The 19,739-nt window shown below is 51.2% G+C and carries 13 protein-coding genes; 7 read left to right on the top strand and 6 right to left on the bottom strand.

Translation table 11 applies throughout. The annotated features are described in order from the left end of the window. Positions 1–798: 798 nt before the first annotated feature. The 5 genes from AB8809_RS19020 (at position 799) to AB8809_RS19000 (ending at position 7,158) form a co-directional block, all read left to right on the top strand. A complete protein-coding gene (locus AB8809_RS19020) occupies positions 799–1,191 on the top strand; it encodes a transcriptional regulator (protein ID WP_342413697.1) in 393 nt (130 codons plus the stop codon). Positions 1,192–1,929: 738 nt separating this feature from the next. Then, positions 1,930–4,323 (top strand): TonB-dependent siderophore receptor, encoded by a 2,394-nt coding sequence (locus AB8809_RS19015; protein ID WP_349855265.1) that lies wholly within the window; start codon positions 1,930–1,932, stop codon positions 4,321–4,323. 173 nt (positions 4,324–4,496) lie between these two features. Next, positions 4,497–5,021, top strand: a complete 525-nt coding sequence (locus AB8809_RS19010; protein ID WP_349855264.1) for a sigma-70 family RNA polymerase sigma factor — start codon at positions 4,497–4,499, stop codon at positions 5,019–5,021. After that, complete coding sequence (locus tag AB8809_RS19005) at positions 5,018–5,965, top strand: FecR domain-containing protein (RefSeq protein ID WP_349855263.1); 948 nt, start codon at positions 5,018–5,020, stop codon at positions 5,963–5,965. The genes AB8809_RS19010 and AB8809_RS19005 overlap by 4 nt, the downstream gene beginning before the upstream one ends. Before the next feature lie 182 nt (positions 5,966–6,147). Then, positions 6,148–7,158 carry an AI-2E family transporter gene (locus AB8809_RS19000; RefSeq protein ID WP_349855262.1) on the top strand — a complete coding sequence of 337 codons (1,011 nt, stop codon included), beginning with the start codon at positions 6,148–6,150 and terminating at the stop codon, positions 7,156–7,158. Between the two features lie 360 nt (positions 7,159–7,518). Here the strand turns inward: AB8809_RS19000 and AB8809_RS18995 are convergent, their stop codons facing one another. Then, the gene (locus AB8809_RS18995) at positions 7,519–9,045 is read right to left on the bottom strand and encodes an MFS transporter (RefSeq protein ID WP_012773391.1); all 1,527 of its coding nucleotides are present in this window, start codon (positions 9,043–9,045) and stop codon (positions 7,519–7,521) included. A gap of 383 nt (positions 9,046–9,428) precedes the next feature. Between AB8809_RS18995 and AB8809_RS18990 the strand changes: the two genes are divergently transcribed. Further along, the gene (locus AB8809_RS18990; RefSeq protein WP_181829626.1) at positions 9,429–9,803 is read left to right on the top strand and encodes a hypothetical protein; all 375 of its coding nucleotides are present in this window, start codon (positions 9,429–9,431) and stop codon (positions 9,801–9,803) included. Here AB8809_RS18990 and AB8809_RS18985 read toward each other — a convergent pair. Beyond that, complete coding sequence (locus AB8809_RS18985) at positions 9,796–11,283, bottom strand: mannitol dehydrogenase family protein (RefSeq protein ID WP_012773393.1); 1,488 nt, start codon at positions 11,281–11,283, stop codon at positions 9,796–9,798. The two genes, AB8809_RS18990 and AB8809_RS18985, sit on opposite strands and share 8 nt — an antisense overlap. A 322-nt stretch (positions 11,284–11,605) precedes the next feature. Here AB8809_RS18985 and AB8809_RS18980 point away from each other — a divergent pair, with 322 nt between their 5' ends. After that, complete coding sequence (locus AB8809_RS18980) at positions 11,606–12,886, top strand: O-acetylhomoserine aminocarboxypropyltransferase/cysteine synthase family protein (protein WP_012773394.1); 1,281 nt, start codon at positions 11,606–11,608, stop codon at positions 12,884–12,886. A 59-nt stretch (positions 12,887–12,945) separates the two neighbouring features. On the opposite strand, the gene AB8809_RS18975 is transcribed toward AB8809_RS18980, so the two are convergent. The 4 genes from AB8809_RS18975 to nifJ form a co-directional block, all read right to left on the bottom strand. Next, entirely contained in the window at positions 12,946–14,016 is a 1,071-nt protein-coding gene (locus tag AB8809_RS18975; RefSeq protein WP_012773395.1) for a L,D-transpeptidase family protein, read from the bottom strand. Positions 14,017–14,199: 183 nt separating this feature from the next. Then, a complete protein-coding gene (locus tag AB8809_RS18970) occupies positions 14,200–14,997 on the bottom strand; it encodes a deaminated glutathione amidase (RefSeq protein ID WP_349855261.1) in 798 nt (265 codons plus the stop codon). A gap of 21 nt (positions 14,998–15,018) precedes the next feature. Further along, a complete protein-coding gene (gene cybB, locus AB8809_RS18965) occupies positions 15,019–15,555 on the bottom strand; it encodes a cytochrome b561 (RefSeq protein ID WP_180777529.1) in 537 nt (178 codons plus the stop codon). A 283-nt stretch (positions 15,556–15,838) separates the two neighbouring features. Next, a complete protein-coding gene (gene nifJ, locus AB8809_RS18960) occupies positions 15,839–19,372 on the bottom strand; it encodes a pyruvate:ferredoxin (flavodoxin) oxidoreductase (protein ID WP_349855259.1) in 3,534 nt (1,177 codons plus the stop codon). Between the last annotated feature and the right edge of the window lie 367 nt (positions 19,373–19,739).

Raw genomic sequence — 19,739 nt, 5'->3', positions numbered from 1 at the left:
AAAGCAGTGAGGCGTTACTTAAAAGATAGTCTTTTGGTTCAGAAAACAGGCAGTTTTTTCGTGGTAGCCAAAACGCGATAAGTGATGTATGTCACAATATGATCGTCAGCAGAATTATCTGTGCTGTTATAATGTCATTAACGATCAATTCATTGTTTTCAATAGATTATATCTATTGTTATCAAGTTTTTGATCGCCCTTTACGATCAAAAGGCATAAAGATCCCGCTTATTCAGCCGATAGTAAAAACCCCGTTCAGAGTATATTTCTACGTGGACCAGCTATTTAGCGCGTTCGCCCGTGTTTCATTTGTTAGGATTTTGTTTCGGTTGTTAATTATATGTAGGCTATTAATGAAATAGATTTATCTGATTATCAACGGGCAGATAAGTGTGAATAATCTACACTCTAAGTGGGTTCCACAGCACAGATGTGGACCTTCTTAAAAAGAGTAAAGGTGCCGTGTGCTAGCTGCTGACAAAAAGAAAAATGAAGTGTTGTTTTGTGTGTCTTATTCAGAAATATCCGGTTTCCAAAAATAAATAACATAGATATACCCAACATCACTGACGCCGAGTAAGGCGGCAGGTGTTTGAGCCCCGGTAGCCTGAGAACGTATAAACGGTTCCGGTTAGCGAAATTCACTATTTTCATTAGGTGATTTTCTGGGGTGGGGAAGAACACTATTAGTCCGGAAACCTTTTAAATTCCGGTAGGTTGATTGCTTATCAATGGTGTGCCGTGAGGTCATGGCGCGCTGTGAGATATCTTTTTACATAGCATGATGCAGAGGAAACAATGAGTCTGATATTTGGCCGGAATGAAATTTTAGGCATGCTTTCTCAACCAGTTCATAACGATCGGCGTGCTGTGGCGGTGATTGACGAAAAGTGTAAGGTCGTTTGCGCGAATTCTGCTTTCAACGCCCATTTTGGATTGCGTGCTGAAATGAATACGCCCGTCTCAATTGATGATGTGCTACCTATCAACGTGAAGTTTGCCTATCACGACTTTATAACGAATTCCAACGTGTTAAGTACGCGGGTGGTCTCGGATTTGTTGTCTGATGGCTTTGCTAAAAAGCAACTAAGTACGCTGTCTTTCTCTAAGCTGAACGTTGAAAACCGGGTGCTTTCTTTGCTGATCCTAAACCAGGATACGGTTGAGCCTTCGGCAAATCTGGCGTCATAAGCTTGCATCATCGTAGATTATCTGGCCGGAAGACTAGAAGCGTGTATTTTCCAGTGGAAAATAACGGCAAAAGAAAAACTGTTGCTATTAATAACATTGTTATTGCTAATTTAGCATCGCTTTTTCAACAGCAACCGATTGCGTAGGTTATTCTCTGGTAACCACTTGCGGCCAGCAGGGTGATAAAGTCGCGCCGATTTTTCGTGAATGAAGAATGAAAAACGTTCTTTATTAACCGCGATAAAGTTAAAAGTTAATAAAAATAGAGGGTTATATACTTTATTGTATATAATATGCCTCTTTAAAATAAATAGCGAAACGTTTCGATACCATCCTGATCTTCTTCTCGTCTATTCTCTTTTCTTTATGCCTTCTCATGAATTATTTCTTTAAACATGATGATTTATTAAACCTTGGTAAGAGGCTCTTAAAAATTTCTTTATTTTTAGCGTGTTGAATCTTAAAGAGTGACAAATGAGTAAGTAGACTCTCGTCTAATTATAGATAATGTTAGGCTGATACAGCCTTCATCGGCATATAGCACTTTTTGATAAAAAAGATGTCAGTTTTTTTATTAGCAACGGTATTGGTTTACCAATATCGACAACGCGTTTTTCGTAATAATTCTGATTCAGAACGTATTATTTCAATTATTTTTCGATTTTCAGTTCCCCTTTTTGCTCCCTCGATTGGCATAGATTCTGAAAACAGCGTTTCTCATGCGATAGGGGATAAATAATGGTTAAATTCCGTACCCACCTGTTGGCGCGTGCTTTACGTGCTGGGGTACTTGGGGCATCGTTTGCCTCAGTGCTGCCGATGGCGGCGGTCTATGCGGCGTCTGCGGCACCTGTCCAACAATATGCGGTGTCGTCCGGTCCGCTCAATCAGGTGCTCAATCAATTTGCCCAACAGGCGGGTGTATTACTTTCTTACGATCCGGCATTGGTCGCGGGTAAACGCGGTGCTGGGTTGCAAGGGAATTACAGCGTCGAACAGGGCTTCCAGCAGATTCTCAGCAGCAGTGGCCTCAGCGCACAGTACAGCGCCGATGGCAGTGTGACGCTAGTGCAGCGTACGGCGACTGCGCCAGTCCCCGTTACCGCGCCTGCTACGACTAAAAACGATCGGATCGTTGTCACCGCTCCACCGAATACCGCGATGAAGCTGGATGTGCCGATTTCAGAGACGCCACGTGCGGTTGCCGTTGTCACAGAGAAGCAGATCGAAGAGCGTGGGGCGCAAAAGATCGATCAGGCGCTGCGCTATAGCAGCGGGATTCTGGCTACGCCATACGGGCCGGATAATAAAGCCGAATGGGTGACCATTCGTGGGTTTAGCGATCAATCCCGGTTCCAGAATGGTCTGGCGACGTTGAATGAAGATGGGTTCTATGGTCAGCAGATTGAACCGTTCGGCGTTGAACGTATCGAAGTCCTGAAAGGCCCTGCCTCGGTGCTATACGGACAAAACCCGCCGGGTGGTCTGGTTAACGTCATCACCAAACGTCCTACGCGTTTGCCGCAGGGGAAAGTGGAGCTGGAATACGGCTCTAACGACTATCGCCACTTGGCCGTTGACAGTGCAGGTCCGTTAAACGATGACGGCTCAGTGCTATACCGGGTTGTTGCGCTGGCGCGCGATACCTCGGGTGAGGTGGATTTCTCTAAGAGTAAGCGTTTCTATTTAGCACCTAGCGTCACGTTCCTTGGGGAAAACACGGAACTGACCGTGTTAGCCAGCTACATGGATACGAAATCCGACATGACCAATGGCTTTAAACTGCCGTACGGTACGCTGCATAACACGCCGTTTGGTAAAGTTGGCTATAAAACCTCGCTGGGTGAACCGGGGATTAACAATCACGATACCCGTCAGTTCAATCTGGGCTATGAATTCACGCATCATCTGAATGACACCTGGACATTCCACCAGAACCTGAATTATTCCTATCTGAATATGGATCTGCGCGGCGCTTATGTGCTGGGGATGTATACCGATCCGGTAACGAATGTTGTCAGCGATCGGTTAGCCAATCGTGGGCTGACCTACCGCGACGGTTTTGCGCAAAACTGGGCTACCGATAACCGCCTCGTTGGCGAATGGCAATGGGAGAATATTGAGAATACGCTGCTGCTCGGGTTCGACTATCGTCGTGCCAATACGCAAAGCCGCGATGCGAACCTGTACTCCTTTGGTGCCCCTATCGATATTTTTAACCCGGTTTACGGTAACTATACGTCACCGGATAGTCAGCTCTTTGATCACCGTTCTGGTCGCCATCAGACCGGTTATTACGTCCAGAACCAGATCAAATACGATGATCGTCTGATTTTCTTGCTGGGTGGACGTTACGACGTGGCGAAATCTCGTGACCGTAATTTTTCATCAGGCGCTGATACCCGCACTGATGATACCAAGTTCACCAAGACTGCCGGGGTAATGTACCTGTTTGATAACGGTATTTCCCCTTACATTAGCTACTCGGAATCGTTCCTTCCTGTGTCAGGCCGCGATAGTTACGAACGTCCTTATGTACCGGAAGAAGGCCAGCAGACGGAAATTGGCGTGAAATACACGCCGGAAGGCTTTAACGGCTATGCCTCCGCTGCCCTGTTTAATCTGGAACAAAAAAACGTTAAAACGACGGATCCTAGTAACCCAAGCCTGACTATTCAGGCGGGGGAAGCGCGTTCACGCGGCCTTGAACTGGAATTGAGCGGTGAGGTTTATACGGGTCTGACGTTGACGGCAAACTATACATACAACGAAGTGGAGACGACCAAATCAGGTACCGTCGGTGAAGTGGGCAAACGCCTGCCGGGCTTGCCTGAACACATTATGTCTGGCTGGGCGACCTATGCCTTTAACGGCAAGCTGGAAGGATTAAGTATCGGCAGCGGCGTACGCTATGTGGGCAGCTCTTACGGTGATATCGCCAATACGGCGGACATGAAGGTTCCTGCTTATACGCTGTGGGATGCGATGATCGCCTATGATTTCAGCAAAGACTGGCGCTTGCAGGTCAACGCAACCAATCTGACAAATCGTGAGTATGTCAGCGCGTGTAACTACTGGTGCTACTACGGTGAAGGCCGCAACGTTAGCGCGAACGTCAGCTATCGTTGGTAATCTCCCGTATCAAACATCACTAAAAGAAGCCTTCGGGCTTCTTTCTTTTTTCCACGACTCGCTATGCAATCCCTCTTTTTTACCGCAATCCGCTCCATAGACGTGAATAGTCGTTGACTTTGCTTTTAATGATAATGAAAATCATTTCATTGCTGTCACATTGAGCGAATACCGTGAAGAGTCCCGCCTCTGTCTGCCCCAATCAGCCTGAAACCTTAAACGTTCAGCAGATTTATCATGACCATCATGCCTGGTTACAGGCGTGGTTGCGCCGGCGTTTGGGGTGTTCACAGCAGGCTGCGGATCTGGCGCAGGATACGTTCCTACGTTTGATCTGCCAGCCTCAGAGCGATCGTATCCGTGAACCGCGCGCCTGGTTGACGACCGTGGCGCATGGGCTGATGGTGAATCACTGGCGGCGTAAAGATATCGAGAATGCTTACCTTCAGGTGCTGGCAGAGCAGGAATTTCATTTTGCTCCCTCGCTGGAGCAGCAGGCGATGGTGGTTGATGCGCTGTTAGCCATCGATCAGATGCTGGCGACGCTACCCGGCAAAGTGCGTCAGGCATTCTTGTTGGTGCATCTTGACGGTTTGACCTATCGACAGGTCGCTGAACAATTAGCCGTTTCCGAGCGGATGGTAAAAAAATATATGGCACAGGCGATGCTGAATTGTCTATTGTGTCAGGACTTATGATTTCCTCTATTACGTCTTCTATTCCCAAAGATGTTCTTTATGCTGCCGCTGAGTGGTATGCCACGCTGTATGACGAAGACTGCTCCGAGCACGATCGTCAGGCATGGCAGCGATGGTTACGTCAGGATGACACCCATCAGCTTGCCTGGCAGCAGGTTGAACAGATTCATGCCCGCTTCCATGCGGTAGACAGCCAGTTAGCCTCTTCGGTGCTGAGTAAGCGGGGTGAGGAACGCCGGCGTATGCTGAAATTATTGGCAATCGTCAGCCTTACCGGAGGCGCGGGCTTTAGTCTGCCGTGGGAAAGCTATGCTGCCGATTACCGTACGGGTACGGGGGAAACGCGTGAACTCAGCATCGAAACGGGGATGACGCTCTGGCTCAATACCGATTCGGCATTGAATCAGCAGGGCAACCCTGCGTTGTCTCAGCCGCTGACGTTTCAATTGATCAAAGGTGAATTGATGCTGGACAACCAAACGGTACATGCAGCCCGGTTGACCACACCCCATGGCGATCTCGCCGCTTCTGCGCATACCTGCCAATTAGCACTGCGCTATACATCCGCCCATAGCGTGCTTTCCGTTTTTAGCGGTGAGGTTTTGCTACAAACGGCAGTCCCTGCCGCACGACGGGTGACGGCAGGGCAACAGGTTATCTTTACCCGCGACAAGAGCAGTGAACCGACACCCGTTGAGAATTTCCGCCAGAGCTGGCGTAAAGGGCAACTGGTTGCGGATAACATGCCGCTAGGGCAGTTCATTAATGAAGTTTCCCGCTATCACAGTGGCTATTTTCATGTTGATTCCGCTGTTACAACGCTACGGATTTCGGGCGTTTTTCCGCTGCATGAAACCGATCGCCTGCTCGATGCCGTTGCGCGAACGCTGCCGGTGAAGGTAAGCCGACGTTTTTCCTGGTGGGTGGATATCCAGCCGAGTTAAAACACTGCTGGCATTTCGCCGATAAAACACCAAAAATATTCTCTGTTTGTTATCTGGTTGGTTATCACTCGCAGACGAAACGCAAATCTGGCGCATATATATCAATCTGTTGATACCGAAAAAGGCGTAGCATACTCCACAACGAGTATTCTCGGCGTTGCCTCTTCATACGGGATGTCATCATGCAGTTACTGAACCTGAAACAAGCTCGCCTGTTGAGCTTTTTCTTTATTATGGGTGGCCTGCTTATCTTGCTGCCTTTACGCCTGCTGGCCTGCTTTATTGCCGGTTTTTTGGTGTATGAAATTGTGAATTTACTGACGCCCTATTTTCAACGGGTCATCAGCGGTAAGCGCGCTCGCTGGATTGTGGTCGCGGTGATCAGCACATTGGTGGTCAGCCTGCTGAGCTTATTGTTTGGTAGCCTGGTCGGGCTGTTGATGCAGGAAATGAAGGATACGGCGGCATTCAACGTGCGTATTGGCTACATCCTCAATGATATCCAGCAGCAGGTCGCCCATTATTTACCGGGGTATTTGCCTGTCAGTATTGAAGAGCTTCAGCGCGAACTGCTGCAATGGGTTCAGGCACATATTGTCATGTTGCAGAACATGGGGAAAAGTTTCTTGCATGGGTTTGTGACGATGCTAATCGGTATGGTGCTGGGGGCGATTGTGTCGCTTTATAACGTCGATCAGGACACGGAAAAGCCCTTGCTCAAAGCGGAGTTGCTACGTCGGGTTACCTTGTTATCGGCATCGTTCCGCAACATTGTTTTCGCTCAGGTGAAAATCTCTGCGGTTAACACGGTGCTGTCTGCCATTTTTATTCTTGGTGCTTTGCCGCTGTGCGGTGTTCATCTGCCGTTTGCTAAAACGCTGGTGGTGCTCACGTTTGTTTTTGGTTTGCTACCGGTCATCGGCAACCTGATCTCGAACTCGATTGTTTTCCTGTCGGGTTTATCGCTTTCGCTGCCGATCGCACTGGTTGCGCTGGTGTATTTGATGCTGATTCATAAGCTTGAGTACTTCCTGAATGCACAAATCGTTGGGACAAGAATCAAAGCACACGCGTGGGAAATCCTGCTGGCGATGCTGGTGTTTGAAGCGGCCTTTGGGTTGGCCGGTGTGATTGCGGCCCCGATATACTACGCTTACCTGAAAAGTGAATTGAAAGAAGCCTCGTTGATTTAATGCTGCATTTTGGCAGAGGATTGATGATGCAATCGTCTGCCATATCCTGCTCGCTCAGTTAATCAAAATATGAAGCGCTAAATGAATCAGCCCAATACGAGATTGGGCTGATTGAGGTTGCTGATAAAGGCCGCCGAGCGGTAGTAACGGATAGATCGTAAAGACGCTGTGAACACTTCCCTGTGCGCTCGGATTGCGCCATCCTTGGCGCAAACGCTTTACTCTTCTATTCCGTTACTCCCGTTTTTGTTCGGCAAAAAGGTTCGTCAACGTTCTGAGTCTACCCAATACGGAGTTGGGCTGATTGTTTTTAGTTGATACCTGTCTTCAATAAACCTCTGTATAAACGATCGTCTTCGATTAATGCTGCGCAGTAGCAACCTGCGGTTTTGTCTCTTCTGACTGAACGCCTAACGGGTTATTGCCCCAGCATTTCTCATATTCCCAACCTGTCAGTTCTTCTGCGACAGCACGTGCGTGAGGCGGTACATCGGCAATGGCGCCACCCGCTTTGATACGTGCAATTTCTTCCAACAGGATGGCGTGGTTCTTACGATCCAGCTTCATCTGCGTCGTGTAGTAAATGGCAACCAGCGCAAGGCCGATAACGCCCAGTGAGAACACGCCAACAATCGCCTGTACGGCTGATTCCGGTTGTGCCGACTGCCCGGAGACAAAGCCGAATTGGCTCAGCGTCCAACCCATGGCGAAGACAATCACAGAACGCACCATTTTGCCAGCAAACGTCATGGCGCCCGCGTAGATACCTTCACGGCGACGACCGGTCAGGACTTCATCCACGTCAGCCAGGAAGGTATAAACCGTCCAGGGAATGTAGTAGATGCCGCCTGTGCTCAGGCCAAATACGGCGGTGATGGCAAACAGAACAAAGATGGTCATGTCTTCTGACCAGTTAGCAAAATAGAGCGCGGCATAGGCGATGACGCTGACAATCACTATCATCAACGCTAAACGGAACGGTCGCGCAAAGCCCATTTTGACGCAGATACCGATGAAGGCTGCGGTAGAAATCAGCTGCATGACCGAACTGAAGCTATTGAGGTGTGATACCAGCGCTGTGTTCTGTTTCAGACCAAAAACGATGAAGTAGGTAAACGCGGAAGCGAACAGCCACTCAGCGCCAAAGCCAAACAGGTACATTCCCAGATGCTTGCGGAAAATACGCAGGCGGAAGGTAGAAACCATATCCACGCTCAGCTTTTTCATCGCCTGCCACAGACTAGAAGTGCTTTCACGGACGATTTCGTTGACCGGGCGCTCCCAGGACGTCATATACAGCGCGATCATTGCCGCACACATAATGGCGCCGTAGACCAGACCGGTGTAGAAGAATGGCGTCGAGGAGTCTTTACCGTAGACGGCAATAAACTGTCCGGGAATAAATGCCGCCAGGAAGTTTGCGATTTTGCCGAAAATGGCTTTAGAACCCGTCAGTTTAGAACGCAGTTTGAAATCGGAGGTCATTTCGGTCGCCAGCGTTTCATACGGCACCATAATCGAGGTGTAAATCAGCTCGAACAGCACGTATGTCGCTAGGTAGTACCAAAAACCAAATCCATCAACCCACAGCATGGGGTAAACCAGAACCAGCGGGACACCGAGCAAAATAAAGAAGCGGCGGCGGCCAAACCGGCGACCAATACGGGTGTTGTAGAAGTTATCGCTGATGTACCCCATGATAGGGTTACTGATAGCATCGATGATGCTGGCAACGGAGAAAATGGCGGCGGCCTGAACTAATGTTAATCCACAAAATGTGGTGTAAAAGTACATCAGCCATGCGCCGCTGATAGCAAGCGCGCCACTGCCAAGCAGGTTCGCGCTGCCGTAGCAGAACGTATGTTTAAAAGAGATTGGTTTATTCATGATCAGCCTAATTACAAATATGAAACAATATTTCAGTTCGATTGAACTATCATTTCTTTATAATTTGCTCTATTGAAAAGAAAGTAAACTGACGATCACGCTTTCGCGCGCTTTTAATGACGATCTGTCAGACAGATCATGAAATAAGATATTTTAATTTGCTTTTTATAATTTTTTGATCCTGCCTTTATGTGCTTAAGTTACAAAATATGTATATTTCTTACAGCACAGCGTTACGCGCGCAGATTGGCGGCGAGCCGATATTGAGCGCTGCTCCACAAATCGATAGCGTGATATGAAATAACGCATTGACCTCAGAGAGGAAATATCGTCATCATCCCGCCCAGTTTACTTGATCGTATCCCCTTATCAGGAGCCGTAACGTGAGTCATTTGATGATCTACGCCGTTATTTATGTCGTCTTTATTGCCGTGGTTGGGTTGTTTGCTTTTCAGGCCTGGTTACCTTCTTCCGCTCCGCGTGGGCTGAGAGATCGGGCGGGGATTCTGGTTGGGGTATTACGTTGCGCCACCCTGTTTCTTGTCGTTTCCGCAATGCAAATTTTGTTTCCCAATTCGCTGCTGGATAAGCTCGTCTGGCTGATCGCCGCGGCGCTGTTGGTGATTGCCGTTATAGGTGGGGGGATGAGCTGGTCATCGCTGCCGTGGCTGGATGAAAAAAAAGGGAAAAGCCGCACTTTGGCGCTGGGTGTCCAAAGTGCGTTGTACCTTGGTCTGCTTGGGTTTATCGTTATTTAAAGTCTTGTGCCAGTGCAGCCACGGTATTCTTTGCGCCGTGATCGCGCAGCTTCAGGTAAGCCTGCGCGATAGCGTTAAAGACATCGTGATTGGCTGGCAGATCCTCGCCGAAAATAGAACGAATATTGAGAAACGCACTGACTCGCTCGGCGCTGTCTGATGTTTCCTCAACGACGTGCCTAAGCTTGTCAGCCAGCGGATCGCGGATTTCAATTGGGTTGCCCGCATCATCTTTTCCGCTGACATAACGCATCCAGCCAGCGATTCCCAATGCCAGACAGCGGTAGTCTCCCCCGTTGCTCACATGCCACCGTAGCGATTCGAGCATGCGCTGAGGCAGCTTCTGTGAACCGTCCATGGCAATCTGCCACGTCCGATGCTTGAGCGCCGGGTTGGAAAAACGGGTCAGTAGCTGGACGGCATAATCTTTCAGATCGATATCTACCACGCTAAGCGTCGGTGCCTGTTCCAGCAGCATGAGATGAGACACGGCACGGCGATAGTTCTCGTCGTTCATACAGTCACTGACGTGATCGTAACCGGCGAGATAGCCCAGATAGGCCAGAAATGAATGGCTGCCGTTCAGCATACGCAGTTTCATTTCTTCAAACGGCAGTACGTCATGTACCAGCTGTACGCCTGCTTTTTCCCATTCGGGGCGCCCGGCAGTGAAATGATCTTCGATCACCCATTGAATAAAGGGTTCACAGGCTATCGCACAGGGATCGGCGACGCCAAGGTGATCGGCAATTTCCTGCAACGTTTCCGGCGTTGCCGCTGGGACAATGCGATCCACCATCGTATTTGGGAATGAAACCTGAGCTTCGATCCAATCGATCAGGTTTCGATCGTTAATCCCCGCCGATTCCAACACGGCGGCTTTGGCCGTTTTGCCATTTTCTGGCACGTTATCGCAGGATAGGACGGTGAACGGTGCGATCCCACGTTCGTGGCGCAAGCGCAGCGCTTCCGCCAGCAGGCCCGGTACCGATACGGGGCGACGAGGATCGATGAGATCCTGTTGAATCAGCTTATTGGTACGATCCAGCTTGCCGCTTGTACCGTCCATGCAATAGCCCTTTTCGGTAATCGTCAGGGAAACAATGGCAGTTTCTGGCGCGGCGAGTTTCTCAATAATAGCGTTAATACCTTCTATTTTGGCATGTAACGATTCACACACGGCACCAACGACAATGGGCTGATTGCTCGTCGCAGCCTTTTCCAGCACGGTGAACAGATGATCCTGCTGGCGCAGCGCATTAATCATGGTGTCGTCGCTGAATAACACGACTTCACAAATTCCCCAGTCTCCTCCCACCATATTCAGCACGCGATCGGTGAGCAGTGCCTGATGAGCACGATGAAAAGCGCCAAAACCAATATGAACGATACGCGGCTTCAGCGCCTTACGATCGTAGCGGGGGAACTGGACGCTGGCAGGTAATTCGCAGGTAGCGATATTTTTTATTTTATCAGTCATTTATTGGGCTTTCGGGTGGGGGGATCCATGACGTTAAAAGTAGCTGTGATTTACAGGCGGTGCAATACGAGACGCGCAGATAGGTTACGGTGCGCACGTTTTTTTCTCTGCGCAAATTTTATCGCTTTTTCAGATTCAGTGCTGAGGCCGCGTACGGTTTTGTGAGGGAGCTTCAGCGTAATAATGTAACGCTGAAATTTAGTCTTGTTTTTACTAACTTATCTCCATTTCTTCTACATCATCAAGTGCTTTTCCCGAGCGCAGTCTGCTATTTTGTGTCGATATTTTCCTCACTCCAACGAATGACAAAAAGGCTCGTAAGATGAAACTTGAATCCCTCGCGCTACATCATGGTTATGAATCTGAAGCGACAACGAAGTCCGCAGCCGTGCCGATTTACCAGACGACGTCTTACACATTTGATGACACGCAACACGGTGCCGATCTGTTTGACCTGAAAGTGGCGGGCAACATCTATAGCCGTATCATGAACCCGACGAACGCGGTGCTTGAACAACGTCTGGCTGCTATTGAAGGCGGCATTGGCGCACTGGTGCTGTCATCTGGTATGGCGGCGATTACCTATTCGCTCCAGGCGCTCACGCAGGTTGGGGACAATATCGTCAGCACCAGCCAACTGTATGGCGGTACCTATAACCTGTTTGCCCATACCTTGCCGCGTCAGGGCGTTGAAGTGCGGATGGCCTCTTTCGATGATTTTACGACGCTGGAGTCGCTGATTGATGAACGCACCCGCGCTGTTTTTTGTGAATCTATCGGGAATCCGGCGGGAAATATCGTGGACATTGCCAAAATCGCGGAAATTGCACATCGCCACGGCGTCCCGGTGATTGTCGATAATACCGTGGCGACCCCCGTGCTGTGCCGGCCTTTTGAACACGGTGCAGATATCGTCGTCCACTCGCTGACCAAATATATCGGTGGTCACGGCACCACGATTGGCGGTGCGATTATCGATTCCGGCAAGTTTGACTGGGTGGCGAATAAAGCGCGTTTCCCGTTACTGAACGAGCCCGATCCTTCTTATCACGGCGTAGTGTATACCGACGCTTTCGGTCCGGCGGCCTATATCGGGCGCTGTCGGGTTGTGCCGTTACGCAATACGGGCGCGGCGCTTTCCCCTCACAGCACGTTCTTGCTGTTGCAGGGGCTGGAAACCCTCAGCCTGCGTATCGAACGCCATTGCAGCAATGCGGAAGCGTTGGCTAGCTACCTGAATCAACACCCGCTGGTTACCTGGGTGAACTATGGCGCCTTGCCGGATAGTCCCTATAAAGCAAACTGCGACAAAATTACCTCGGGCAAAGCCTCTGGGATTATCAGTTTTGGCATTAAAGGTGGGAAAGCGGCTGGCGGTCACTTTATTGATGCGCTGAAGATGATCTTACGGCTGGTTAATATTGGCGATGCCAAATCGCTTGCGTGCCATCCGGCAAGTACCACGCACCGGCAGTTAAATGCGGAAGAGCTGGCGAAAGCGGGAGTGAGTGAGGATCTGGTCCGGATTTCGGTCGGCATTGAACACATTGACGACATCATCGCTGATGTGGCGCAGGCGCTGGATGCTTCTCAGAAGCAGTAAACGGTAGGGGAATAAAGAAACGCGTTGGACACCTGAACGGGTCCAACGCGTTATAGCGATTACGAACGGTTGGCGTCGGTCGCGGTAGTCGTCGGCTGTGATTCAACCGGTGCGGCATTTTGCTCCGCATTCAGGCTATCTTGCGGCTGTACTTCTGGTGCGACAGGTGCCGCCGCAGATTCAACCGGAATAGCCGGGGTGGCTTGTTCAATCAGACCATTGATTTTGGTCGGCATACCAGAACGTCTCTGGATTGCCTGATCGACTTCGCTAGTGTTCACGCTGGCGTCGGCCAGAACTTTGCTCACTTGTGGCGTCATGCTGATTGGTGCCGGAGAATCAGAATGGAATTCTTCTACCGTGCGAGACAGCGGATTGTGAACTTCAACATAACGTGAACCGTCTGGCTCAACGGTGGCTTTCACTGGCTCATTGATGAACTGAACTCGTGTACCAACTGGAACGTGGTCGAACAGATATTTAATATCATCGGCACGCAGACGAACGCAGCCGTGACTCACGCGCAGACCAATACCGAAGTTGGCGTTGGTGCCGTGGATCGCGTACAGGTTACCGATGTACAGCGCATACAGCCCCATTGGGTTATCCGGGCCTGCCGGGAAAACTTTTTGCAGTGTTTCACCGCGTGCCGCATATTCTGCATGCATTTTCGCGGTTGGCGTCCAGGTTGGACCTGCTTTCTTACGTTGAACGGACGTCGTCCAGTTGATCGGCGTATCTTTACCTAACTCACCAATCCCGATTGGCAAAACGACTACGGTCTTGGAGCCTTTCGGATAGTAGTACAGACGCATTTCTGCGCTGTTGATGACAATGCCTTCACGCGGTGCGTCCGGCAGAATCAGCTGATGAGGGATCACCATTTTGCTGCCGGGAACGGGCAGATAAACGTCCGCATCCGGGTTGGCTTCCATCATGTTGCTCAGACCCATTTGGAACTGTGCTGCAAAATGTTCCAACGGCTGCGTGCTATCTTCCGGTACGGTGATTTCGATATTCTCGCCTATCAGTCGGCTGTTCGCCGCAGGCAGAGGATAAACAACGGCAAAAGCGGCCTGGCTGAATGCGGCGGCAGCAAGAACTAAAGTAAAGATCGCGCGAATACTCATTTTCGTTTCTTTATTTGAGTGGTAAATGCACCCCCCGAATCAGGAGGCTGGTCTGCTAAGGTCGCGATGCGACCGGATGCGCATTATATGTGCAGAATGGCCTCCGAGGGAAACAACATGTGTAACTAATCACACTTTTTGGCGCACGAATGAGAAATAAAACGGCGTAGAGTGAAACACCACTCAATTTTCCCCGTCTAGTGTGGGTTTTTGAAAGCGTCGATTCGCGAGTACTGGAAGAATCTGACGAGCATAGGCCAGTCGTTCCGGTTCAATGTCGGCATAGATGAGAGCCGGTGTTTCCGGTGCCTGAACCACAACAACGCCTAAAGGATCGACCACCATACTGTTGCCGATATTCTTGACGCCGCATTCGCCAACGGCGACGAGATAAGTGGTGTTTTCCAGTGCTCTGGCTCGCACCAGTAGTTCCCAGTGCGCCTCTTTCAGCGGCCCCTTAATCCAGGCGGAGGGGAGAACGAGTACATCTGCGCCGTCCAGCACCAGACGGCGAGCAAGTTCAGGGAAGCGAATGTCATAGCATGTCATCAGCCCGACGTTTAACCCAGCGATGGTCAACAGGGGTGGAATCTCTTCGCCTGCCAGTACGTTTTCCGATTCCTGTACGGAAAACGCATCGTACAGGTGCAGCTTTCGGTATTGAGCAACGATCTCACCGTTACGCAACACCAGCAGCGTATTCCAGACTTTCCCTTCGCCATTCGGGATATGCACGCACAGCATGGTCGTCAGGTTGTTGCCTTTACTGGCTTCCAGCAGATGCGAAATAAACGGGCCGTCAAGCGGCTGAGCAGCGGTGAGCACCATATTGGGATTGGTGATATCGCGCGCCAGCACGCCTTCTGGCAGCACCAGTAGGTCAGCCCCGTTTTGTTGTGCTGCTGACATGAGCTCAGCGATGGTTGTGGCGTTTTGTTGCCACTCGCGGTCAACGGCGAATTGCCCCAGTGCGACTTTCATTCTTGCTCCTTCGTTGCCTGATTAATCGCGCTTGGCTGGCATCATGCGCAGTAGCGTGTTGTCTTTCATGACATAGTGGTGGAACAGAGCGGCGGCGGTATGCGCGGCAATGAGCCAGTAGCCTAATGGCGCCAGCGTTTCATGCCAGCCAATCAGTGTTTCAGCAAGATCGAAATTCGGCGTCGCGGCTGTTGGCATACTGATACCAAAAAGCATCCAGTCCCGGCCATTGTAATAGCGCGAGGCAACGCCCAGTATTGGCAGCGTGATAAATAGCAGGTAAATAACGGCGTGGGTGAGTGAGCCCAGCGCACTTTGCCAACGTGGCGGCTGTGGGGTAATGGCGGGGGAGGTATGCCGGTGGCGTAAGAACAGACGTGCCAGCATAAGAACCAGTATGGTGACGCCACAGCTAAAGTGCGTCACGATCATCACGGTGCGCAGCAGTGAGCCGCGTTCAGCAAATCCGCGTAGTTCGATGGTGGCATAGGTCACAACGAGCAACAGAAAAACCAGCCAGTGCAATGCAATTTGCGATGGTGCGAACTTTCCTTTCATGTTTCTTCCTCTGCATCTTTGATAGCGGTTTGATACCGTAACGAGCGAATAATCTCATAAAGTATAAGGTAACTTGCGTCTTGTCAGCCCCTCTTTACCGTGCCTGACAAACCGTGCCATGAGCGTTGGGTGCGTATACGGTATTGCATACGAATAGGGATGGTGTGGAGCACGAAATTGTTGCTGAATTTGTATAGCAATGTGGCAACGCGACAGACGGAGGGGAGAGCTAGGAAAAGTAGATATAAAAAAACCGGCCGAAGCCGGTTTGGAAGAGGAAGGGTTATTCCTGCGGGTTTTTCTCTGCCTTGCCGGCCATCATGGTCAGGAAGTCAAAGCGGCGACGCAGATCCAGTTCTGCTTCTTCATAGAGCTGTGCGGTTTCTTCCGGCATCATGCTATTCAGGCGGCGGAAGCGTTGCTCTTTCAGCAGCGTTTCACTCAAGCTGCTTGATGGCGGACGAGAATCGGTAACCAGCGCGGCTTTCCCTTCTTCGGCACGACGTGGGTCGAAGCGGTAGAGCGGCCAGAAGCCCGTTGCTGTCAATTGGCGCATCTGATCGTGACTGAATGCCAGATCGTAGCCGTGCTCTTCGCACGGGCTGTACGCAATAATCAGCGACGGACCCGGCCAGGCTTCTGCTTCCTGAATCGCTTTTACCGTCTGGTTCAGCTGTGCGCCCAGTGAGATTTGCGCGACATACACGTGGCCGTACATCATGACGTTGATGCCGAGATCCTTACGTGCTTTGCGTTTGCCTTTCTCGCCAAACTTGGTTACTGCGCCCAGAGGCGTCGCCTTGGACTGTTGACCACCTGTGTTGGAGTAACACTGAGTGTCCAGCACCAGTACGTTGACGTTTTCGCTCAAGCTCATGACGTGATCCAGACCGCCATAGCCGATATCGTACGCCCAGCCATCGCCGCCGATGAGCCAGATAGATTTATCGACAAAGTGATCGGCTTCACTCGCCAGCACGTTGGCGTCGGTATCATTGATGGCTGACAGCAGCCCACGCAGTTGTTCAATCTGCTGACGGCGCAGGTCGGGCGCGATGGACTCTTCCTGCAATGCGTTCACCAGATCCGGCGGCAGCTGCGGAGCCAGCTTGTTGAGCAGGCGCACGGCGCGCTGACGGTGCTGATCGACGCTCAGGCGGAAGCCCAGACCGAATTCGGCATTATCTTCGAACAGTGAGTTAGCCCAGGCCGGGCCGCGGCCGTTGGCATCGGTAGTCCACGGCGTAGTAGGCAGGTTACCGCCATAAATCGATGAACAGCCCGTCGCATTCGCGACCAGCAGACGATCGCCATAGAGCTGAGTTAGCAGCTTGATGTACGGTGTTTCGCCACAGCCGGAACAAGCGCCGGAGTACTCGAACAGCGGTGAAATTAGCTGGGAAGTACGGATATCAATACGTTCCAGCGTGGATTTGTCGATTTCCGGCAATTGCAGGAAGAAATCGAAGTTCTCTTTTTCCGCCGTCAGGTTATCCAGACGGGATTCCATATTGATGGCTTTGATTTCTGGATTCTGGCGGTCTTTGGCCGGACAGACCTCCACGCACAGGTTACAGCCGGTGCAGTCTTCCGGAGCAACCTGCAACACATATTTCTGGCCGCGCATGTCGCGTGCTTTCACATCCAGTGATTGCAGTGAAGCGGGCGCATTTTCCATCGCGTCAGGCTGGACGACTTTGGCGCGGATAGCCGAGTGCGGACAGGCGGCGACACAGTGATTACACTGCGTACAAAGCTGAGGCTGCCACAGCGGAATCTCTTCCGCGATATTGCGTTTTTCCCACTTGGTCGTGCCAGTCGGCCAAGTGCCATCGGGCGGCAGGGCTGATACAGGGAGCGTATCCCCCAGACCCGCCAGCATAGCGGCCGTGACGGTCTTGACGAAATCGGGCGCGGCGTCGGAAACCACTGGCGGGCGCTGCGGGCTGTCTGGATTGATGGCTTCCAATTGCACTTCTGCCAGCGCTTCCAATGTGGCACTCAGCGCCTGCCAGTTGCGCTCAACCAGTTCCTGACCTTTACTGCCGTAGCTTTTGGCGATAGCGGTACGCAGTTTTTCTACTGCCACATCGGCTGGCAGAATCTGCGACAGATGGAAGAACGCCATCTGCATGACGGTGTTGATGCGCGCGCCCAGATGGCATTCGCGGGCAATCTTGGCGGCGTTGATGCAGTACACACGGGCGTTGCGCTGATTCAGCTCTGCTTGCACTTCCTGTGGTAAACGGTGCCACAAATCGTCGCTGCTATACGGCGAGTTGATCAGAAAAACACCGCCGGGCTTCAACCGTTCGACCATGCTGTATTTGTCGATAAACTGCCACTGATGGCAGGCGACGAAATCTGCCTGATCGATCAGGTAGGCTGAGTTGATCGGGTGTGGGCCTACACGCATATGGGAAACGGTCAGGCTACCGGCTTTCTTCGAGTCATAGACAAAGTAGCCCTGCACAAACATCGGCGTCGTTTCGCCGACGATTTTTATCGCATTCTTGGTTGCAGAAACGGTGCCGTCACTGCCCAGACCGTAGAACAGGGCTTCGAGCGATGCGTTACCAGGAAAATGTTGTTCCGGCAGAGGCAGAGACAGATTGGTGACATCGTCATAAATACCCACGGTGAAGCGCGGCCGTGGGTTGGCAAGTGCTAACTCATTAAAGATCGCCTGTACGCACTGTGGGGTAAATTCTTTGGAAGATAGCCCATAACGCCCGCCAATCACTCGCGGCATAAGTGAACGCTCACCTGCGGAGAACGCCTCGGCCAGCGCGGTCATCACATCGAGATACAGCGGTTCTGCCAGCGCTCCCGGCTCTTTAGTGCGGTCCAGCACTGCGATGCTCTTCGCCGTTTGCGGAATCACGGCCAGCAGATGTTTGGCAGAGAATGGACGGTACAGGCGAATTTTCACCACGCCGACTTTCTCACCGCGCATCAATAGCGTATCGACCACTTCTTCACAGGTGCCGACGCCGGAGCCCATCAGGACGACGATTTTAGTCGCCTCAGGGTGCCCGTAGTATTCAAATGGCTGGTACTGGCGTCCTGTCGCGGCGGCAAAATCGTTCATCGCCTGTTCAACGTGATCATAAGCCGCGTCGTACCAGCGGTTGGTTGCTTCGCGCGCCTGGAAGAAGGTATCTGGGTTAGAAGCGGTACCACGAATCACCGGACGTTCCGGTGTAAGTGCTCGCTCACGGTGTGCATCAATGGCCTGCTGTGGCAGAAGCTGGCGGATCACCTCATCGCCCAGTGGCTCAATCTTATTGATTTCGTGCGAGGTGCGGAAACCGTCAAAGAAGTGGATAAACGGCAGACGGCTGTTCAGGCTGGCGATTTGTGAAATCAACGCAAAGTCCTGCGCTTCCTGGACATTACTGGCACACAGCATGGCGCAGCCCGTCTGGCGCACGGCCATGACGTCAGAATGATCGCAGAAGATGGAAAGCGCATGGGTCGCGACCGTACGAGCCGCGACGTGCAGGACAAAGGGGGTTAGCTCACCGGCCAGCTTATACAGCGTGGGGATCATCAGCAGCAGACCCTGCGATGAGGTAAATGTGGTTGCGAGTGTACCCGTCTGCAATGCGCCGTGGACGGTAGCGATCGCGCCGCCTTCGGATTGCATTTCCACAACGCGAGGCGTATCTCCCCATATATTCAGCCCGCCGTCGCTCGACCAGGCAGCCGCCTGTTCAGCCATGCTGGAACTGGGAGTGATGGGGTAAATGGCGATGACTTCATTGGTTCGCCAGGCCACAGAGGCGACTGCGTTATTAGCGTCGGTGGTGATCATGACTTATAGCCTTCTTGCTCACTAAGCCCTTCATTTTACATGGTCTTTTCGGGTGATGAAAATGACTGGGCATAAACGAAAATACGATTTTTATCGGAGGATTATCGCATTTCAGGAAAAAAGAGGGTGGAACGATGTATGCGGAGTTGTATCAAACTGTGTTTTATCCCCGTCATACTTCAAGCTGCATGTGCGTTGCTTGGATTATGAGGGAGAATCCGCGTTTCCTAAAGATGGTCGTTATTATACACCTTAGAGCGATTTGATGTCTTTTTGTACTAATTCAAGGGTGTCGGCGTATGATTTTGTTTGCTCATTACTGCCATGACAGGTAGCGTGCTTATACTAAAATAACATCTGTAATGAA

The organism is Pectobacterium aroidearum, from assembly GCF_041228105.1.
Classification (GTDB): Bacteria; Pseudomonadota; Gammaproteobacteria; order Enterobacterales; family Enterobacteriaceae; genus Pectobacterium; species Pectobacterium aroidearum.
The sequence above is the reverse complement of the archived record's forward strand: the minus strand, read 5'-3'. Positions and strand labels throughout refer to the sequence as shown.

Coding starts and splice junctions, on each gene's coding strand:
- AB8809_RS19000 (WP_349855262.1), top strand. CDS start 6,148: ATGCAGTTACTGAACCTGAAACAAGCTCGCCTGTTGAGCTTTTTCTTT.
- AB8809_RS19015 (WP_349855265.1), top strand. CDS start 1,930: ATGGTTAAATTCCGTACCCACCTGTTGGCGCGTGCTTTACGTGCTGGG.
- AB8809_RS18970 (WP_349855261.1), bottom strand. CDS start 14,997: ATGAAAGTCGCACTGGGGCAATTCGCCGTTGACCGCGAGTGGCAACAA.
- AB8809_RS19020 (WP_342413697.1), top strand. CDS start 799: ATGAGTCTGATATTTGGCCGGAATGAAATTTTAGGCATGCTTTCTCAA.
- AB8809_RS18985 (WP_012773393.1), bottom strand. CDS start 11,283: ATGACTGATAAAATAAAAAATATCGCTACCTGCGAATTACCTGCCAGC.
- AB8809_RS18975 (WP_012773395.1), bottom strand. CDS start 14,016: ATGAGTATTCGCGCGATCTTTACTTTAGTTCTTGCTGCCGCCGCATTC.
- cybB (WP_180777529.1), bottom strand. CDS start 15,555: ATGAAAGGAAAGTTCGCACCATCGCAAATTGCATTGCACTGGCTGGTT.
- AB8809_RS18995 (WP_012773391.1), bottom strand. CDS start 9,045: ATGAATAAACCAATCTCTTTTAAACATACGTTCTGCTACGGCAGCGCG.
- AB8809_RS19005 (WP_349855263.1), top strand. CDS start 5,018: ATGATTTCCTCTATTACGTCTTCTATTCCCAAAGATGTTCTTTATGCT.
- nifJ (WP_349855259.1), bottom strand. CDS start 19,372: ATGATCACCACCGACGCTAATAACGCAGTCGCCTCTGTGGCCTGGCGA.
- AB8809_RS18980 (WP_012773394.1), top strand. CDS start 11,606: ATGAAACTTGAATCCCTCGCGCTACATCATGGTTATGAATCTGAAGCG.